Annotated in this window: 6 protein-coding genes; all 6 read left to right on the top strand. The window is 36.7% G+C overall.

The window, feature by feature from the left end; translation table 11 throughout:
- Positions 1-57: 57 nt before the first annotated feature.
- Complete coding sequence (locus tag IEV84_RS03725) at positions 58-942, top strand: helix-turn-helix domain-containing protein (protein WP_188492536.1); 885 nt, start codon at positions 58-60, stop codon at positions 940-942.
- Between the two features lie 357 nt (positions 943-1,299).
- Positions 1,300-1,743 (top strand): hypothetical protein, encoded by a 444-nt coding sequence (locus IEV84_RS03720; RefSeq protein WP_188492534.1) that lies wholly within the window; start codon positions 1,300-1,302, stop codon positions 1,741-1,743.
- Positions 1,744-1,849: 106 nt separating this feature from the next.
- Positions 1,850-3,139, top strand: a complete 1,290-nt coding sequence (locus IEV84_RS03715) for a beta-helix domain-containing protein (protein ID WP_188492532.1) — start codon at positions 1,850-1,852, stop codon at positions 3,137-3,139.
- A 73-nt stretch (positions 3,140-3,212) separates the two neighbouring features.
- Positions 3,213-4,658 carry a T9SS type B sorting domain-containing protein gene (locus IEV84_RS03710; RefSeq protein ID WP_188492530.1) on the top strand — a complete coding sequence of 482 codons (1,446 nt, stop codon included), beginning with the start codon at positions 3,213-3,215 and terminating at the stop codon, positions 4,656-4,658.
- 3 nt (positions 4,659-4,661) lie between these two features.
- Positions 4,662-7,643 (top strand): PorP/SprF family type IX secretion system membrane protein, encoded by a 2,982-nt coding sequence (locus IEV84_RS03705; protein WP_188492528.1) that lies wholly within the window; start codon positions 4,662-4,664, stop codon positions 7,641-7,643.
- A 245-nt stretch (positions 7,644-7,888) separates the two neighbouring features.
- Positions 7,889-21,850: a T9SS type B sorting domain-containing protein gene (locus IEV84_RS03700; protein WP_188492526.1), complete on the top strand. Its 13,962-nt coding sequence runs from the start codon at positions 7,889-7,891 to the stop codon at positions 21,848-21,850.
- Positions 21,851-21,853 lie beyond the last annotated feature (3 nt).

Genomic DNA, 21,853 nt, shown 5'->3' with positions numbered 1-21,853 from the left:
TATTCAAAAACGATTTTTTATTATACAAAAACGATTTTTTCATCTTTTTATATCATTATGCCTAAAAATGTTTTCAAACATTCTTTTTCTTTATTACACATTGATTATGTGAAACTTAACCACAAATGGAATTTCAACAATGTAATTAGCCCTTACTACCGCTTGTATTATATTGATGAAGGATTAGGAACCATATCGACTAATTCAGAAAAAATAATTTTGGAACCCGGCTACTTATATCTTATCCCAAGTTTTACAATTTGTAATTTGAATTGTGAAGAATATCTAAGCCAATATTTCATCCAGTTTTTCGAAGAATCCCCAGATGGAATTTCACTTTTTAACCAAAATAGAAATGTAATAAAATTAGCCGCAAATGAAACTGACATTATTCTAATCCAAAAAATGCTTCAGGGCAATCCCGGAAGAGGAATTAACCGATCAGACAATCCGAAAGAATACGAAAAAGAGGCTTTTTACAAAGAGTACCGTTCGCTTAATGACACTATGAAAACGCACCTGAAATTTGAAAATCAAGGAATCCTGCTTTTACTAATTTCCAGATTTTTGAACGATAAAAATTTCAAACAAAATGCTCCGCAAAGCACACCTTCAAAAATTCTGGACAGCATGAGCTACATTCAGCTTCATTTAGACAAAAACCTAACGGTTGCCGAATTAGCCCAAAGAGTGAATCAAAATCAGGATTATTTTTCAAAACAATTTCAACTTCATACCGGACAACGTCCTTTAAACTACATTCATGAAAAAAAAATAGAACGGGCGCAATATCTTATTGCCACAACCACTAAAAGTCTTTTAGAAATTGCACTGGATACCGGATTTTCTAATTTACCGCACTTTTCAAAAATATTCAAACAAATAGTTAGTCTAACGCCTGGCGAATACCGCAATAAAAATGATTTTTACCTCAATAATTAGATTGTTCCGAACAAAAAAGAAAAACTAATTATTATACTCCCAAAACACTGCCTTAAAAAAGCCGTCAGACGATTATTTTTTTACAAAGTAACACGCTATTTTACAACAAAATAAGATAATTATTAATAAATTAAAATTCATTACTTAAAACGTAATTCATTATCAAAAAATTAGTAACAAACACCATTTCAAAGGACTTCTCAAGGCACACAGAACTTAAAATGTCGTTTAAAATACAAATTTATCCGACAAAATACATTTTTTTTCAAGTTTTGTAATCTTTTTATAATTAAAAACAAGATTTTAAAGCAGTAATTGTATATTTTTGTTTATCATTATTAATTTTAATCCTATTTTATGAAAAGTAAAGCCTTTTTTTTCTGCCTGTTTTTTTTCGTAGCTATGAATATTGTCTCAGCTCAAGACAAAAAAACGAACCAAAGTATCATTAGTACTACGGCAACAATAAGAAAGTATTATGATTTAAAAGAACTACAAAACTTAAAAAAAGGAGAATTATTAGAATTGTACATTGAACGTATAAACGTTCTTGTAAAAACATTGCCTTATATAGCATTGGCAACAAAACCAGGAGTAACATTAACCGATTTAGGAATTCCTAATGATAATGATAACAAAAAAGTATTAACTGAACAGGAAGAAATCACCAATGATTTTCTAAATACTACAGTTGCTTTTCAAAGAAAAATGACCCCTTATTCAGATACAAAAAACCTAATAGCGGCTATTTTATTCTACGAAAACACCTTAAAATCATTACATGAATTCAATGAAATGTAATTAAAAACAATATATGCACAAAATTACAAAATCACGAAAAGCCTCATAACAAGCTACAAGCCCCAATTTTACAACAATTAATTTAATCATTTAAACTTTAAATCCCATGAAAAGTGTATCCCAAATTTTAAGCATATTTCTTTTGGTAGTTTTAGGGGCAAACGCACAACAGGAAAAAGGAATAACTGGTTCAAATAATTGGCTAAATAACTGGACAGAATTCAGACCAAATAAAGTAGATTATGGCGAAGCTAATCAGATTTTAACAGGTATTATTTCTGTAAATACCAAGTTGATTAAAAAGAACAAATACATACTCCAGGGAAATGTCTATGTTACCAATAATGCAACATTAACAATAGAACCCGGAACAACTATTATTAGTGACTCTCAATCGAATGCCGCTTTGATTATCACAAAAGGAGCTACAATAATTGCCGATGGACTTGAGACGGATCCAATTGTTTTTACTTCAAATAAAAGCATTAAAAAAGCCGGAGACTGGGGAGGATTAATAATTCTGGGGGATGCTCCTATCAATAAGTTTGGAAATTCTGCATCAGTAAATTTAGGACTAGACACTTCGTTAACTAATTATGGTGGCAACAACGCAGAGAGTAATTCCGGAGTTTTAAAATTTGTCAGAATTGAATTTGCAGGAAAAAAAGTAAGCGGAGAGGAAAATTTTAATGGCTTATTATTAGCAGGTGTGGGCAACAAGACCATTCTTGAAAACATTATGGTAAGTTATGCTGCCGGAGATTCTTTTGAAATATTTGGAGGCGACCTAAAATTAAAAAAAATGGTGTCTTTCAAATGCAACAGGGATGATTATAAATTCAACTACGGTACACAATGTAAAATCAGCAATTCATTAGCCATCCGTACTTCGTATTTAACCAGTAGTTTAGGTGCCAGATGTATTAATGTTGCTTCTTATGACAAAAAAGAAGAAGTAGATTTTTCTAAAAATCAAACCCTGGTTACTGCTTCTAATTTAACCCTAATAAACAACAGCAACAATATAGAAACCGACATACAGTCCGGCTTAATTAAAGAAGCTATTTACATAGGCGAAAATGCCGCAATTAATTTCGAAAAAACAGTAATATCCGGATTTAATCCAGCTGTAATACTGAGCGACAAAATTGCTGTTAACCAGGAAAATTTACAAAAAATACGTTTTGAAGCAATGTATTTTAATTCATGTAAAGGAAATATTTTCACAGAATTCAATGAAAACAATGAAGATTTAGAAAACTGGTATGGAAACAGCATTTTTTTCAATGTTTATTCCAAAGGCAACAACGCAGATACATTCATCGATTTTGCTAACGAAAAAATCCCAGACTATAGATTGCGTATTGGAAATATTACCGCTTCTAATGATGATTAATATTTTTAAGGCATAAACCCGTTACTATAACTCTTAATGTAGTTGAGTAGTATAACTAAAAACTGCAAAGAATATGAACAAAATTACCCCAATCTTTTTTTTCTGTTTCATATTATTTCTTTTACCGTCGAGAAGCAGTGTTTACGCACAATTCTCTATTGGTAATCCTTCTTTGCAATTTAGTCAAATTTGTGCCAATGCATCTTTTAACAACTTTAGTGTAAGTTTTACCTTTTCATCGCCTGCATCATTAAGCCCTACAAATCAATTCATTGTAGAACTTTCTGATGCAACTGGCTTTTTCAGCAACCCAACAGTACTCGCCACTACTAATCCCGGAGCTGTTACCACTTCTCCAGCCACAATATCTTTTTCAGTTCCAACAAATACAGCCGGAGAACAATATAAAATACGCATAAAAAGTACTGGTCCGGTAGCCAGTAGTTCTAATTCATTGGCTTTTTCCGCCTATTATAAAATTCAGGATTCACAATTCACCATAAATAATTTTAAATCAATAGCTACTTATTGTGCCGGCGGAAGTTATCTGCTAACTATTGACAATCCAGGTACGGGAACCAATGATTCCCCTTTAAAATATCCGTCTTTAACATACAATTGGTACAAAGAACCGAGTTTGACTCCCATTGCAACAGGACAAACGCTCACTGTAAATCAGCCCGGAACCTACTATGTAAAAACCAATTATGGCTCCTGCACGTCTGATTCCTATTCGAATAAAGTAACCGTAAATGAAGCAACCAGCGGAACCAGCACCACAATTACATCCAGTTTAGGAAATCCATTTTGTTCTAATCAAGGCAGTACAACTCTAACCACAGTTATCGGAAACAGTTATCAATGGTACAAAGACAACAAAATTATATCCGGAGCAACCAATCAAAGTTACATTACGAATCAGTCCGGACTCTACAGTGTAACTGTTAATTATGGCGGTTGTGTTGCCAATGCTTCTATAGATTTAAAAACTAACTCTTTTAGCAGCAGCATTAATATTCCTGCTACAAACTATATAGATACTGAATCAGGAGAAACTTTATCAGTATCTGTAACATCATCTGCTTCTAATCCGGAATACAAATGGTATTTAAACAACACCATTATACCTAATGCAAACGGAAGCAACTATGATGTAAATACAATCGGAAATTATAAAGTAGTTGTTTCACAAACATCGGGCTGTGTTTCCTCTGAAGAATTAACTTTTACAGTTCAAGCTTTAATGAATTCTAATGCTACCGAAATTCCTAATTTAATTAGCCCTAATAATGACGGAGTGAATGACACCTGGATTATACCTCAGGAATATACCAGCGGAACCGAAACAGAAGTTTTAATAATTAGCGCTATTGGAGAAATCGTTCTCAGAACAAATAATTATCAAAATAATTGGCCGGAAAATGCAACTAACTTCAAAAATGTAAATCCGGTATATTATTACATAATTACCACAAAAGATGGCCAAACAAGAAAAGGATCTGTAACGATTATTAAATAATATATGAGAAATATTTTTTTAATAATCGGTATAATACTTTGTTCATTTCAACAAGTTTCCTGTCAGGAAGACGGCGTAGTCTCTTTTAGACTTCCAATTCGAAATTCTTTAAAATTTAACCGATACCTCATCAATCCTGCATTCAGCTTTGTTCGGGAACAAAGTTCATATATCAGTTTTTATACAAAAAGGCAATGGGCGCAATTTGACAATGCCCCACAAACTTACTTATTTGGATATTCCGGCAGAATTGCCGAAAATCAAGGCGTTGCTTTAGGTTTATTTCAACAAAACTATGGGGTCCTCTCCACTTTTGGAGGAGTGGCCAATTTTGCTCAAAACATTATGCTTGAAGAAGACAGCAATTTGACATTCGGGTTAAATGTTGGCTTTTATAAAAGCGGAATCAACAAAGGAAAGATAATTACTAATTATCCTGATCCGTCCTTAGACAACATTCCTTCTAATGCGTTACTTACCGTAAATCCCGGAATCAATTACGGAACCGCATTCCTTGATTTTGGGGTTTCAATCAACAATCTCATTTTATACAATCTTAAGACTTCCAAAACTATAGCAGACGATCCCGAAAAAAGCATCGAGGCGCATATCATGCACACAGGCTATCTGGACACCTATGGTTTTTTTGACAAAAGTAAATTTTCAGCCTTAGTTAAATCCGAGTTCAAAAAAGACAAAACTGTTATTTCGGGTTTGGTACAATTTAGCATTCCTAATGGGGTTTGGGCTCAGGCCGGATATAACTCTGTTTACGGAATGTCTGCCGGCGTTGGATTGAATATTTCAAATAAGATTTCCATTGAATACAATTTTGAAAAAGGAACAGGCAATCTGTCCAATTTCGGACCTTCACATGAAATCGTTTTTGCCTATAAATTCAAAAACAAAACATTTGACTACGGCGATGATGATGATGATGACGAAGGAGCCATTATTCCATCAGCAAACAACAGAAAATACGTTCCTGTAAAATCAAAACAGTCTAAAGTTACTCCTGCTAAAAACGATCAAAAATTAAAAGCCGAATTAGAAGCAAAAAGACAGGAAAAATTAAAACAAATGGCTGCTGCAAAAGCTAAAGCTGATTCTTTAGCTAAAATCAAACAACTCGCTGAAACTAAAACAAAAACCGAAACAATAGTTCAGGCAAAACAGGCTGCTAACGCCAAATTAAGAGAAAATGCTAATGCTAAAGCCGATTCAATATTAAAAGCAAGACAAAAAGCCTATGCAGAAATTAAAGCCAAAGCCAAGGCTAAAAATGATTCAATAATAAAAGCCCGACAAAACGCTTTAACCGCAGCTAAAACCATTACGAAGTCAGCAGTTACATCAGTACCAACTCAAACAAAAATTGTTACCGATAATAAAACAAAAGCTGATGCATTGGCAAAAGCAAAATTAGCTGCTGATGAAAAAGCGAAGGCTGACGCATTGGCGAAAGCAAAACTAGCCGCTGATGAAAAAGCGAAGACCGACGCATTAGCGAAAGCAAAATTAGCCGCTGATGAAAAGGCAAAAGCTGACGCATTAGCGAAAGCGAAACTCGATGCCGAAGAAAAAGCAAAAGCTGAGGCATTGGCCAAAGCGAAACTTGCAGCCGAAGAAAAAGCGAAAGCAGATGCATTAGCGAAAGCGAAATTAGCCGCTGATGAAAAAGCGAAGGCTGACGCATTGGCGAAAGCAAAACTAGCAGCTGATGAGAAAGCCAAGACTGACGAATTAGCGAAAGCAAAATTAGCCGCTGATGAAAAAACGAAAGCTGACGCATTAACGAAAGCGAAACTCGATGCCGAAGAAAAAGCGAAGGCTGACGCATTGGCCAAAGCAAAACTTGCTGCTGATGAAAAAGCGAAAGCAGATGCATTGGCCAAAGCGAAACTCGATACCGAAGAAAAGGCTAAAGCTGACGCATTGGCGAAAGCGAAACTCGATGCCGAAGAAAAAGCGAAAGCAGATGCATTAGCGAAAGCGAAATTAGCCACTGATGAAAAAGCAAAAGCCGACGCATTATTCGCGAAAACAAAACTCGATGCCGAAGAAAAAGCAAAAGCTGACGCATTGGCGAAAGGAAAACCTATAACTCCTCAAAACGACGAAAACGCTAAATCGATGGATAATTTAGCAGGGATGATTAAAGAAATAAAGAATAACCAACAGGATTTATTAAAAAGATTTAACGAAACTGTTGCTATAAAAGATAAGGATCTTAAAGATTTAAAAGAAGAAAATGACTTAAGTGAGAAAGGTATTTTTAAAGCTCCAAAACCATTTAGAAGTGTTTCGGCCGAAAACAAAGCTTTGGAATCATTAAAAGCCGAACTGGAGCAAGTTAGAAGCAGTCAAAAAGAAAAAATCAACGAGTTAGAACGCATATACCTTTTAAGGCTTAAAAAAGTATCTGACAAAAACGATGAGTACAATCAATTCTATCGTGAAACTCTGGACAGATTAAAAAGAGAGCAATTGGAAGTTGGACAATCCATTCAAAATCTAAATGCTTCTTTGGAAAAAATAAACTCGGAAACCGAAATAGAGAAGAAAAGAAGAATCAAACGTGCATCATTTGAAAACGATCAGGAAAGATATGCAAAAGACAGAGCAACATTAAACCAAATTAAGGAGAAAACTCCTTTTAGTGCAGCTCCGTTAAAAGCTGAAGATTTTGATTATGGTGAAGAACAATCTTCAATGCAAATTGTTAAGAATGTCAAACACACAGAAAACGGTTATTATTTAATTCTTGCTGTGCACAATGATGTGACTAAAAGAGACCAGTTTTTAACAAAAACAGTTGCCTCAGGACAATCTAACGTTGATTTCTTTTATGATGTAAATACGAGTAAATATTTTATTTATCATGAAAAATTCGATGATTTAGAAGAGGCTAAAAGAGCATTAAAAAATAAAGACAACAAATTATATAATGCTAAATTATCAATAGTTAAAATAGAAAATAATTAATTTAAAAAAGACGGTACTATTTAAAAAATAAATAAACACAGTTTTTTACTGACATTGGTTTTCATGCCCCTGAAAATCAATGTCAGTAGAAAATTTCGATACAATTATTATGGAATATTAATTCCCCTAACATGAAAAAAAACTACCTACTAATAGCAATACTAAATACTATTAATAAACCTTTCTTTTTTTTACATAAGATAAAAAAAACTGGTTTTTTAAATATCCTCCTATTCTTTTTAGGATTGTTTCTGAATACAAACTCCAACGCTCAGACTTTTAACACTTTTGACATTAGATATGCTACCGAATTAAAAGGTGACATGCTTGTAATTGGGAATAATCTTCTTGGAAAAGACAACAACCCTTTAAATGATAACACCACTAATGAAAGTGTGTCAATGCAGTATATCGATATTGACAGTGATGCTTCTACTTTTAATTCCAGCAGTGCCGATTTAGCTGTACCAAATACTGTTGATTGTTTTAAAATTGCTTATGCCGGATTGTATTGGGGGGCTTTAATTAAAACTGGTGACAGCAGAACGGACATCAATAAAGTTAAATTTAAAACACCCGGAAGTTCAACTTATACAGATGTAACTGGTGAACTTATATATGATGCCAATGTAGCTCCAATTGTTCCTGATGAAAACAAACCGTATGCCTGCTATGCAGATGTGACCTCTATAATTTCCGGTTTAACAAATCCTCAGGGAACTTATACAGTAGCTGATGTAAAATCAAGTACAGGACTTAATGGTTCTACAGGTTTAGCTGCGGGATGGACACTGTACGTGATTTATGAAAACCCAAAAACAACCACCAAATACATGGTTTCTTATGATGGTTTTAGTGCTCTTTATGATGGTAGAACACTTGACATTCCTATTTCCGGATTTAGAACACCGTCTTCAGGATCAATAAATATAAAATTTGGTTTTGCAACATTAAATGGGGACAAATCTTCAAATAACAGCAATAAAACTAAAGTTGAAATTAATAATGGTACTGCGAACGGTACATCTTTAACCACGACTCTAAGACCATCAAATTATTTTTTTAACAGTTCTATCACTAATTTAGATAGTTATTTTACTTCAAGAAATCCTAATGGCACTAACAGTTTAGGATATGACACCGGTATTGAACAACTTTTGAATGTTAATCAATCTACAATTGGAAATAATGCAACAAGTGCCCAAATCACTCTACAAGTTGCAAGGGGTCAGGCTAATCCAATATTTAGTTTTTTCAATGCCTTTCAGGTCAATGTTATTGCTCCGGATATCTCCCTTACTAAACTAGTGAAAGACATCTCAGGTAATGATATCGGAAATACTGATGTTGCTCTTGGAACCAATTTATATTATGAAATTGGTTTTCAAAGCACCGGTAATGACAATGTAACTAATTTCACCTTAAAAGATGTTCTTCCTAATAATGTAATATTTAACTATCCTTCGGATATTATATCATTACCTACAGGTGTAACACATAGCTATAATGCTACAACAAGAGAATTACTCTTTAGTATTCCAAACAATTTAGTAGAAGTTGGCGATGTTAGCCAAACCATCCGTTTACATGTTCAGGTAGTTTCCAGTTATAAAGACTTATTGGATGCCTGCTCAAATGAAATCAAAAATCAGGCTTTTGCCAGTTATCAAGGTACTATCAATACAACACCAAGAGTTGATGAAGGTAGTTTTGCTTCAACAGTTTGTAATTTTGGCACACCATCATCTACTAATTTTTTAGTAAATATTAATGGGCAAACCTTTAGTAGTAATGAAATACTATGCGGAGCCAGTGTACAATTATCAGGACCTAGTGGCTATAGCTCATACTCCTGGTCTACAAGTCCTACAGGAACTCCGGTTATAGGCACTAATCAAAATTATAACGCTACGGCTACCGGAACCTATTATATTACCTCTACATCTCCCTGTGCTACGGTAACTGAAGCTATAACAGTTAATCCTTTTGGTAATACAATTACCAATCCTGTTATACCATTTGCAGATGAAGTAGTTGTTTGCCCTAATAATGGAAAGGATCTTCCAAATATTTTTCTTTGTGGTGCCAATGCAACCCGATATATTCAAACTAATATATCGGATGCTTCAACAATTGTATGGGAAAAATTAAATGAAAACAGTTGTACCGCTGTTACAGTACCTAATTGTGCCAATGAAAGCACATCATGTCAATGGAATACCGTTGGAACAGGGCAAAATTATACTGCAAATACATCAGGTCAATTTAGAGTAACCATAAATTATCCGGGTGGTTGTTACAGTATTTTCTATTTCAATGTATATCAAAATGTACTAAATCCAACTGCTACCACCAGAGATATTATTTGTAATAAAAATGGAGAAATAACGATTGGCGGAGTTCCTTCAGGATATGAATATAGTCTGAATGGTTCTACTTATCAATCGTCTAATGTTTTTTCTATCCCTACTGCAGGTGCTTACACAGTTTATATCAGACAGGTGGGTGTTACGACCAATCCTTGTATTTTTTCAGTAACTAATATACTTATCAGACAAAGAAATTTTACAACTTCTACAATTGTTACTCAACCACTTTGCTATGGAGATAAAGGTGCTATTAAAATAGCTGCTCAAGACGCCTATCCCCAATATTACTACAGCATACATCAAGACGCAACTTTAGTAAACAGTGTAGGTCCAATATTGGCTAGTGATTATGAGTTTGCCGGTTTAAATCCGGGAACCTATACTGTACGTGTATGGACAGATGATGGTTGTGATTATTCCACTACTATCGATATAATTCAACCTGCACTATTGTCAGCAACTTCAGCATTGACAAAACCACTTACCTGTACTGATGGAGAAATAACTATTTATCCTAGTGGCGGAACGCCTCCTTATGCTTATTATGTAAATGGCTCGACTTCTTCGCAATCAACTCCACAAATTACAGTTAGCAGTGCAGGAACATATTCAATTCAAATAATAGATAGTCAAAATTGCAGCACTACCACTTCCATTACCGTAGCTGCTGTTCCGGCTCCTGAATTTACTATCAGTCAAACAAATATTTTGTGTTATAATGATACGACAGGAGCAATCAATTTCAATGTTACTAATGCCAATGGTTATACTTTGACCTATAGTATTGATAACGGCTCTACTTATTCAACTAATCCAACATTCTCCAACCTAAGCGCAGGGACTTATAATGCCATTGTAAAATATTCTTTGGCAGGAACTGACTGTTTTACTACAGCCCAAACGATAACCATTACACAGCCGGCTACTGCAGTAACAGCATCAGCAGGAGTATCTGAATTAGCAGGTTGTGGACCATCTGGAGAAGGAAAAATAAGAATTACCAATCCACAGGGAGGTATCGCTCCATACCAATATAGTTTTGACAACCAAACAACATGGACTACAACCAATGAGACTTATCTGGCTCCGGGAACTTACACCGTATACGTTAGAGATGCCAATGGTTGTATCTATCCAATGTCTAATATTGTGATAGATCCTGTACCGGTTGAACCTACAATTGATGTAGAAAACCCAGCTTTTAATTGCGACGGTACCGCTACATCTACAGTTACTGTAACGAATAATGGAGGCACAAACTACAGTTACGAATACCTTATTGACGGAATTCCAAACACTAATGTTCCGCCTAATGTTTTCACCAATGTACCTTCCGGAACGCATACAGTGAGCGTTTCGTACCAATTATTGGCTGTACCAACCTACAGCAATTTATTAAAAGAAGATTTTGGATCCGGTTCAGAAGTTGCTTCACCGGGAATCAATCCTGCTTTTTGTTTTGAAATGCAAAATTTCTTAACCTGTGATCAAAACGGAACCTTAAACAACGGAGAATATACGGTTACCAATACTATTAAAAACGGAATATACAGCGGATGGCATAATCCTGTTGATCATACTGCGGGAAGTGCCACCGGAAGATATTTAGCGGTTGACGCCGGAAGCGCTATCCCGAATAACGCTGTTGTGTACCGAAAAACCATCCAGGACATTATTCCAAACCAACCTATTCAGGTACGTTTCTTTGCTACCAATTTATTGAAAGTAGGGAATACCCAACCTAATGCCTCACTGACTGTTGAATTACAAAATGCATCCGGAGTTGCCTTATCCTCAGAATCTACCGGAGGAATACCAAAAACGAATGGTTGGATCGAATACAACAAAACCATTAACCCGGGAAACAACACCACATTAGACTTTGTATTACGTTTAGAAATAGCTCAGGTTAATGGAATCGATTTTGCAGTTGACGATATCGAAGTTTACCAATTACCAAAAACCTGTATTACAACGAAAGATTTTACTGTAATTATCCCAACCGATGAAGCCTTTACAGCATCATTAGTAAATGTTAAAAATCTAAACTGTTCCGGATCTAATGACGGTGAAATCACCATTGCAGCAACTAATTTTGATACTACAAATGGCTATCAATACTCTCTTGACAATGGAGCAACATGGAACACACAAACGGCTTCTCCATACACGATTACAGGATTAGCTGCAGCTACTTATAATTTGAAAATTCGTTATGGTGCTACTGCAGGCAATACTTGTGAACAATCATTTACTGCTACAATTACTGCCCCTTTACCTTTAGTTATAACTGCCAATGTAAGCAGTCCGGCTAGCTGTGCGGGTGGGGCTACAATTTCTGCTTCGGCAACAGGAGGAACAGCTGCTTACCGTTACGAATTATGGAATGCTACAGTAACAACTATTATTGTTTCTTCACAAACTTCAGGTACATTTACTAATGTTACTCCGGGAAGCTATATTGTTCGCGGATACGACGCTAATAACTGTACCGATGACAGCCCAGTGATTACTGTAGTAGCTCCGCCAACTTTATCAGCTAGTTTAGATCCAAGTTCGGATTTTTGTTATGATAGTCTCAATCAGGCAACATTAGTAGTAACTACTTCCGGCGGAACAGCTCCTTTTGTTTACAGTCTGGATGGTGCTCCTGCCCAAAACTCTAACACTTTTAACAATGTAAGCCCGGGAACTCATCAAATAGTAGTAACGGATAGTTTTAATTGTATAGCAACTATAAGTAATATCAGCATTACTCCACAATTAACAGCAACCATCCCAAGTGTCAAAGAATTAGATTGTACTTCTAATCCGAATGCAGTTATCAACGGAAGTATTTCCGGTGGTTATGCTCCATACACTGTTACGCTTATTTCAGGTACGGGACCCGGAACCATTGAACAGACTGGCGCAACTACTTTTACTTACACCACGGCAGTTGCAGGTACTTATCAATTTCAAATTCAGGATGCTCAAGGCTGTACGACCACAACATCGGCAACGATCAATCCTTTAGTTCCAATAACAGCTACATTAATTACAATAAATCCATTATGTAATGGCGATGCCAATGGTTCGGTTCAAATTATTCCTTCGGGAGGAGTGGGCCCTTATACCTATAGTTTTAACGGAAGTGCTTTTTCAACTACAAGCCTTTATTCAGGATTAAGTGCCAATATTGCTTATACTTATGAAGTTCGTGACAGCAAAAATTGTTCTTTTACCGGAACTATCACTTTAACCGAACCTACAGCTTTAACCACTACTGCAACAGTCATTCCGTTTAGCTGTAACACTTCTAATACCAAACAATCCGCGACAATTACGATTGTAGTTCCTACAACCGGAACCGCACCTTACACCTATAGTTTCAACGGAAATAGCTATAGCAATTCCAGAGTCTTAACTGTAAACGATACTGGTTTAGATCAAAATGTAGATTATTCTGTTAGAGATGCTAATGGTTGTATATTTACAGGCAGTATTACTCTGAACAAACTAAACCCACCAGTTGCGGGAACCATTGGAACAACGCCGATCACCTGTAACACAAGCACAAGTACAGTCACTGTAACTCCCGCATCAGGAACAGGTGTGGGAACATTAACCTATGAAATTATTTCTCCGGCATCCACTGCTCCATCCAATACTACAGGAGTGTTTACGGGATTATTACCGGGAACTTATATTTTTAAAGTAACCGATGCAAATGGCTGTTATTACACCCAATCACATAATGTATTGCCGGTGACTCCAATCGCAGTTACAGGAAATGTTACCAGCGATGTTTTATGTAAAGGAGGAAATACCGGAAGTGCTGTATTTACCGTTTCAGGATTTTCAGATAAATACAGTTATAGTATCAATGGTGGAACGTTAATTACAGCACAAACTGATGCAACTATCAATATAAGCAATCTAACAGCAGATACTTATACAATCAATATTACAGATGAAGCAACTTCTTGTACTGCTACTGCAACCGTAACTATTAAAGAGCCTACAGCCCCTTTAGCATTAACAGCTACTGCAACCAACATCAATTGTAACAATGATAACGCTCAGATTACTGTAAACGCAACGGGAGGAACTCCTAATTATTCTTATGCAGCTGTTGTTACTGGTACTTCGGCTCCAACAACTTATACTTCTAACAATGTTGTTACTGTTGATACCAATTCAGGAAGTAATTTATCCTGGGATGTTTACGTAAAAGACACCAATGGATGTACTGAAATGACAACTGTAACTATTGCAAGCGATCCGATGCCAACGGTGACAACTCCAACTTTGGCTTCCAACCAATGTACTGTTTCAACTGGGTTTACTTTTACAGCAACAGGTACCGGAGTAGCTCCTTTACGATACAGTATCAACGGAGGTACCACTTACCAAAGCAGTCCTACTTTTACAGTTAATACCCCGGGCAGTTACACTGTAACGATTATAGACGGCAATGGTTGTACGGATCAAAGTGATACTCCAACCATCATATACCCAAGATTAACGCTAAATGCTGTGTTGAATAAAAATATAAGCTGTGTTCCCGGAGACGAAGCTGCTCAAATTACTTTGACCGCAACAAATGGAAATAGTACTTCGTATACGTATTCTTATTCTACAGATGGATTGACATTTACCAATATGGCTTCCAATGTATTTAATACTACTACTCCTGGAAGTTATACCTTCAGTGTAACAGATGCTAATGGCTGTACAGCCATAACTACTAACCCAATTGTATTGACAACCCCTGTTAATCCGGAAATTATAGATCATACACAAACACAGGATATTTATTGTAATGGTGAATCGACTGCATCTATTAGAGTGAATATTAATAGCGCTGTAGGATTAGCTCCATTTACCTATAGTATTGACGGAACGAATTTCCAATCTTCTAATATTTTCTCAGGTTTAGCTGCTGGTAACTACACCATAACTTTAAAAGACGCAAATGGTTGTCCCGATACTTATCCTATTACTATTAACGAACCAACTGCATTAAAATACACCCTTTCAGCAACCGAGATTCAATGTGCTAGTACATCTTTAGGTTCAATCACAGTTAATGTGGATGCCTTAGGTTTAGGAGGAACAGCACCTTATACATATATTTTAACAAATAATGTAGGCGAACCAACACAAAGTATACCGAATGCTACTGGAACAAATTATACTTTCTCTAATTTGAACTTTGGGACTTATTATGTAACTGTAGTGGATGCCAATGGCTGTTCTCTAAAAACCACCACAAAAGTTACCTCTCCACCAGATAATTTAGACATTGTAGTAGAATCTACTGCCGACTGTGCTTCAGGAGGAACAGTATCTGTTACTGCTACGGGTCCTTTATTAGGAAGTGGTCCTTTTTACTTTGCTAAATACGAAAAAGATCCAATAACGGGATTATATCCAACAGCTCCAACTTTTATAGCTGGAGTTGTCCAACCTCCTTTTCAGAAAGAAGATACTCCGGGAACTCCTCATACATCAACATTTACTGGTTTAATCCAAGGAGTTATTTATTCGTTTATAGTATTTGATGATGCAACAGACTGTTCTTATATCAAAGAAGCCTCTGCTCCAACCATAAAAGCAACAAGCTTGGCCACTTTAAGAGTCGTAACAGATGTTACTTGCGTAGGAGCCAATGACGGGACGGTTTCAATTACCTTAAATACCGATTCAACAGATCCTTTATATTCTCCTCCTACATCCGTAGATTATGCCGTTTATGATTCAAAAACAAACATGCCTTTAACACCTGCAAATGAAGACTTTGGAATTGCTGTTGGTTCTTATCCATTTGTGATGCCACTAATTGGAGGTCTTGCACCGGGTTCTTATTATGTAGTCATTACCGAACACGGAGGAACCAATAATGGCTGTATGAGTGCAACCTTACCATTCGATATTTATGAGTCGGCAACAGCATTAGAAGTAACAGCAACAGTTGTGAAAAATGACAGCTGTAATCTTAATGCTGGACAAATTGTAGCTATTGCAAAAGGAGGAACTACCATGTCCCGTGAAGATGCATTAGCAGTTCCACCTCAGGTAGCTACTCCAATACCATATCAATATCAAATTTTACCGGATACAGGAGTCACTGGTGATATTAGTGATGACACACCACCTACATCAACAGATACAAATTGGGGAACAACCAATACTTTCTACAAAGAAGCGGGTTATTATATTGTTTATGCGATGGATGCCAATAAATGTATTCAGGCCTATCCTATTCAATTACTATCAGATGATGCACCAACAATCGATACTCCGGCTCCAATTTGTTACAATGGTAATCCATTTACAATAAGCATTAGCGGAACGGTAGATCCGGACATTGTGGGTAATAAAACCTATAGTATAAACGGAAGTGCTTTCCAAAGCGGCCCTGATTTTACATTCAATGCTGCAGGAACTTATAATTTGGTAATCAAAGACGGAAATGGTTGTACCGCTGATGTTGACTATGAAGTCTATCCGCAATTGGTGCTTGATGCTGCTTTAACTAAAGAGTTGGATTGTACAACACCAAATCCTGATGCAGCAATCACTTTAACTGCTACAGGTGGAAACACCTCTCCTGCGCCTAGTTATGCTTATGAATCTTCTAATGATAATGTAAGTTGGTCTACAATGCCTTCTAATGTATTTACTGCAACAACAGCCGGAACCTATTATTTTAGAGTGACCGATAACAACAATCCAACAAGTTGTCAGGCTACTTCAAGTTTAACTGTTGATCCTAAAACGCCAACTGTTTTCACTACTATTGAAACGGATGTTTTGTGTAATGGTGGAAATGAAGGGACAATAACAGTAAATGTTACTTCAGGTGTAGGTCCTTTTGAATACAAATTAGATGGTCCTGTTCCTTATGGATACCAATCATCCAATCAATTTAACTTATTGTCTTACGGTACAAATTATATAGTAACGGTTAGAAATAGTAAAATGTGTGAATTTACAAGTGCTCCAATTACTATTGATGAACCTACTCCATTAAGTGCAAGTTCGGTATTGACTACACCTTTAAGCTGTGGTGCAGGCAATGCGGCACAACCGGCAACGGTAACGGTAACAGGAATTGACGGAACCGCTCCTTATAGCTATAGTTTTAATGCTGGCGCAAGTTATACCTCATCAAATACCTACCAGTCTTATACGGGAACTACGTTTGATGTTTTGATAAAAGATGCCAATGGATGTATTTTTACATTACCAAATGGGGTTGATATTCCAGTATTAGACCCACCAACGGATTTAGACTTTAGTGGAACAGCAGTAACTTGTAATGCAACTACTAGTGATGTTACTTTAAGTACTACAGACGGAGTATTACCTTTAAGTTATGCTATTGTATTCCCTACATCTGCAACAACTAATACTACTGGTGCTTCAACTGGAATCTTCACAGGATTAGCACCGGACACTTACTTATTCCAGGTAACCGATGCCAATGGTTGTACCTATCAGGAAGCCTATACTGTGAATCCTGTAACCAACATAACCGTTTCCGGACAGTTAATTAGTGATGTGACCTGTAATGGAAGTTCCAATGGTGTGATTGAATTTACCGTTGCTAATTTTGCGGGAACATACAGTTATGTATTTAATGGGGAAACACCAGAAATTGGACAAAATTCGACAACAATTACTAAAAACAATTTAGCCGCAGGAACGTACCTAATTACAATTACTGATGAAACCACAGGCTGTGAGGCTACAACTTCCGTTACAGTTTCAGAACCAACAATATTAACATTAATACCAGGTTCTAATATCAAAGCGAATTGTAATTTCGGCGCTCAGGTTAGTGTAACCGCTTCAGGCGGAACTCCCGGTTATACTTATGCTTTTGTTCTGGATGCAGTTATTCCTGTTGCAACAGATTATACCACTAGTAATTCGGCTGTTTTAGACCCAGCAGTTAACACACAATGGGATGTCTGGGTAAAAGATGCTAATGGTTGTGTAATTTCAAGTCCTATAGCTATAACAATTGCTACTGATCCGTTACCAACGGTAACTGTAAATTCGTTTAGTCAATGTCCATCGCCAACCGGAGAATATACCTTTACGCTTTCCGCAACAGGTATCGCACCATTTGAATATAGTATTGGCTCAGGATTTCAAAGTAGTCCTACCTTTACCGTAAATACTCCTGGAACTTATAATGTAACCGTTAAAGACAAAAATGGATGTACTACTACAGCAAATGCTTTAATAAACATCTTAGCTGCCTTGCAACTGGAGGCGGATATTACTGCGTTGCCAAGTTGCTCCAATGGTGATGGAACATTAACGCTTACAGCCACAGGAGGATCAGGGAATTATGAATACAGGATAGATTCTGGTGCTTATCAGGCATCTGCAAACTTTACTAATCTATTTGCTGGTTCTCATACAGCAACTGTCAGAGATATTACCACAAGCTGTACTTTTTCTATTCCGGTAAGATTAGAAGCTGCAACTCCGGTAACTGGTTTTGCGCTATCAAAAACTGATGTGAGTTGTAACGGAGGCAGCGATGGAGTCATTACAGCCACAATGGCTACTCCTGCTCCGGGCATAAATGACAATCCGGTGTATATGTACAGTCTTTCCGGTAGCGCAGTAAGACCAGCACAATCCTCCAATATATTTAGTGGATTGATAACGGGGAATTATACTGTTACGGTAACTTCAGCAAGAGGTTGTACAGCAACTGAAAATATTAGTATAGCAGAACCTGCTATTATTACAATTCCTGCTCCGGATGTTGTTCAATTTGGATGCACCAGCGGTTCGAATACTACTAATTTTGCAACAATCACTGTTAACGGAGTAACAGGCGGTTCAGGAATTTATAACTATGAATTTATCAAAGGCGGAACAAGGGTTCAGTTTGGAACAAACAATGTATATACCGAAACCAATTTATTAGGCGGAAATTATACAATAAATGTTTATGATAACAAAGGCTGTACAGCTAGTGTTCCGGGAAGTATAAATATTAATCCATTCATTGCTTTAGATAAAATTACTGTTAATGTAAACAATGCTATCACTTGTACTAATTTAGAAGACATTACTGTATTAGTAAGTACTACAGGAGGAACTCCAACCAACTTACAATACACCCTGGTTGACTATAATGCTACTACAGGAGTTTCAGGTGCTAAATATCCATCACAATCTAATACAACAGGGGTTTTCACCGGTTTAGTAGTTGGAGATTATTTAATAACCGTGCTCAATCCAGACACAGGCTGTAGCATAACATCAGTACATTATGTAAATGAACCAAATACTTTCGATTTAAATATTAATAATATTACTGATGTAAGTTGCTACGGAAGAACTAACGGAAGCGTTGATATTACTTTCATTGACCGTGTACCAACGCCAACCAATGATGCCGGAGGTTTTAGTTATACTATTACAGGTCCGGTTGGAAGCACAGGTATTTCACCAACAGCAGGCCCATATACGATTACTAATTTAGCAGCAGGTATTTATACCATAACGGCTACATTAACGAATAGTCCGTACTGTTCGGTTACTAAAAACTTTAGCATATCTCAACCTTCTGCAGCTTTAACAATTGCTGAAACACATACCGAAATCACCTGTATATCAGGAAACAATGACGGAAGTATTTCAGCAACGGCAACAGGTGGATGGCCTGGTGGTTACGAATACCAATTACTTTTAAACGGAACAGAACAAGTTGCATTCTCATCTCAAAGCACTTTTATAAATCTGACAGCCGGAAACTATATTGTTAATGTAAGAGACAGTAAAGGTTGTGTCGCTTCCGCTAATGTGACTTTGGTTAATCCAACACCAATTACTATTACAGCAAGTTCAGATATTGCAATGGTGAATTGTTTTGGTGACAAAACAGCAACCATTACTGTAAACACTACCACTGGTGGTCAGGGTTCTAATTACATGTACACCCTAAACACAACTTCGTTGACTCCTGCTACTTCAAGTGGTCCGCAGGCATCTCCGGTATTCTCAGGTTTAGGAGCCGGAACTTATACAGTAAGTGTAACGGATGGCTACAGCTGTACCGCTACTACTACTCCTATTGTAATTACTCAACCATCAAAAGTAATTGCCAGTTTAGTTGTTGCCAGTACGCAAACTTGCTTGATTCAAACTACGTTGACATTAAGTGCCACAGGCGGAACAGGAACTTATAGTTATAGTACCGATGTTAACTTTACAACTGTTTTAGGTTCATTCGTTTCATCGGTTAATTTCCAGATTCCACCCGGAACCTATACTTATTATGTCAAAGATGCTAATGGATGTATTTCTAATGTTTCTAACCAAATTAAAATAGATCCGTTGCCTGCATTAAAAATAAATGTTGACATCAGAAACGCAGTAATAAATTGCGCCGGAGATAATACCGGAGTAATCGTTGCAACTGCCGAAGGAGGATTAGGAAATTACAGCTATAGTTTGCTGGATGGTTCGGGAACAACTATTCAGGGACCAACTGCTTCGGGTAATTTTACCAGACTATTTGCAGGAAATTATCAAATTAAAGTCGACAGTGGTGATTGTACGACTACCTCATCAACAATAACTATTACACAACCTTTGGCACCGTTAACAGCCACTTATGTGATTACTCCGGTTAGTTGTAATGGAGCCAATAATGGCGTATTTACAGTTAGTGCTTCAGGAGGAACGGGTATCATCAAATATGCAATTTCGCCTAATTTGAATCAGTTTTTCGATTCTAATATTTTCGATAATCTTGCTCCGGGAAATTACAATGTAATTGTTCAGGATGTACTGGGATGCTACGTGAAAATCAATTTTGATATGACCGAGCCAACCCCAATCCGTGCAACAACTATTGCAAGTTCTGTAATTCCTGAAGTTTGTTATGGGGATAAAGATGGGGCATTTAGTATCAATATCACCGGAGGAGTTCTACCTTACAGTGTTAACTTAGACAATCCAACAGGAACCTATACTACGGGTACAGCAACTCAAACGCAGTTTGATTTTACCGGATTGACCGGAGGTAAACATACCGTGTATATTTTAGATGCAAATGGTTGTTCTTTTGAATGGGATGTTATCATGGATGAATCGGTCAAAATAAACCCGGTTGCTCTTGTTGATTATGGATGTGTTAATAATTCTGCCAGTAATTCGGTTACAGTTACAGTTGATGCCAGCATAACAAACCCATCTGATTTGGATTATTCTTTAGACGGAGGCAATTATCAGGCAAGTAATGTATTTACAAATGTAGCTGCCGGAACGGACCATTATATTGATGTAAGACATACCAATGGATGTATCAAACGAACTGCTGATTTCAATATTCTACAAATTGATCCATTGACTCTAACATTAACTGATGGCGGTCTAAACGAAATTATTGCCACAGCAGCCGGTGGTGGCGGTGGCTACCAATACACTTTTAACGGAGAAGACAACGGCACTAAGAACAGCTATATCATTTACAAATCAGGAGATTATACCGTGCAGGTAACTGACGCTAATGGCTGTGTGGCCAGCGCTACCCGCTATTTTGAATACATCGATGTGTGTATTCCAAATTACTTTACTCCCAACGGAGATGGAGTAAATGACGGATGGGCTCCGGGATGTACCGAAAACTATAAGGATTTAACATTCGATATTTTTGACCGATACGGACGAAAAATTGCCACTTATCGTACAGGACAAAAATGGGATGGAAAATATAATGGTAACGAACTGCCTTCGGGAGATTATTGGTATGTTTTAAAACTCAATAACAAAAAAGACAATCGGGAATTTGTGGGTCATTTTACACTTTACAGATAACAA

The organism is Flavobacterium palustre, from assembly GCF_014639535.1.
GTDB classification, from domain to species: Bacteria; Bacteroidota; Bacteroidia; order Flavobacteriales; family Flavobacteriaceae; genus Flavobacterium; species Flavobacterium palustre.
The sequence above is the reverse complement of the archived record's forward strand: the minus strand, read 5'-3'. Positions and strand labels throughout refer to the sequence as shown.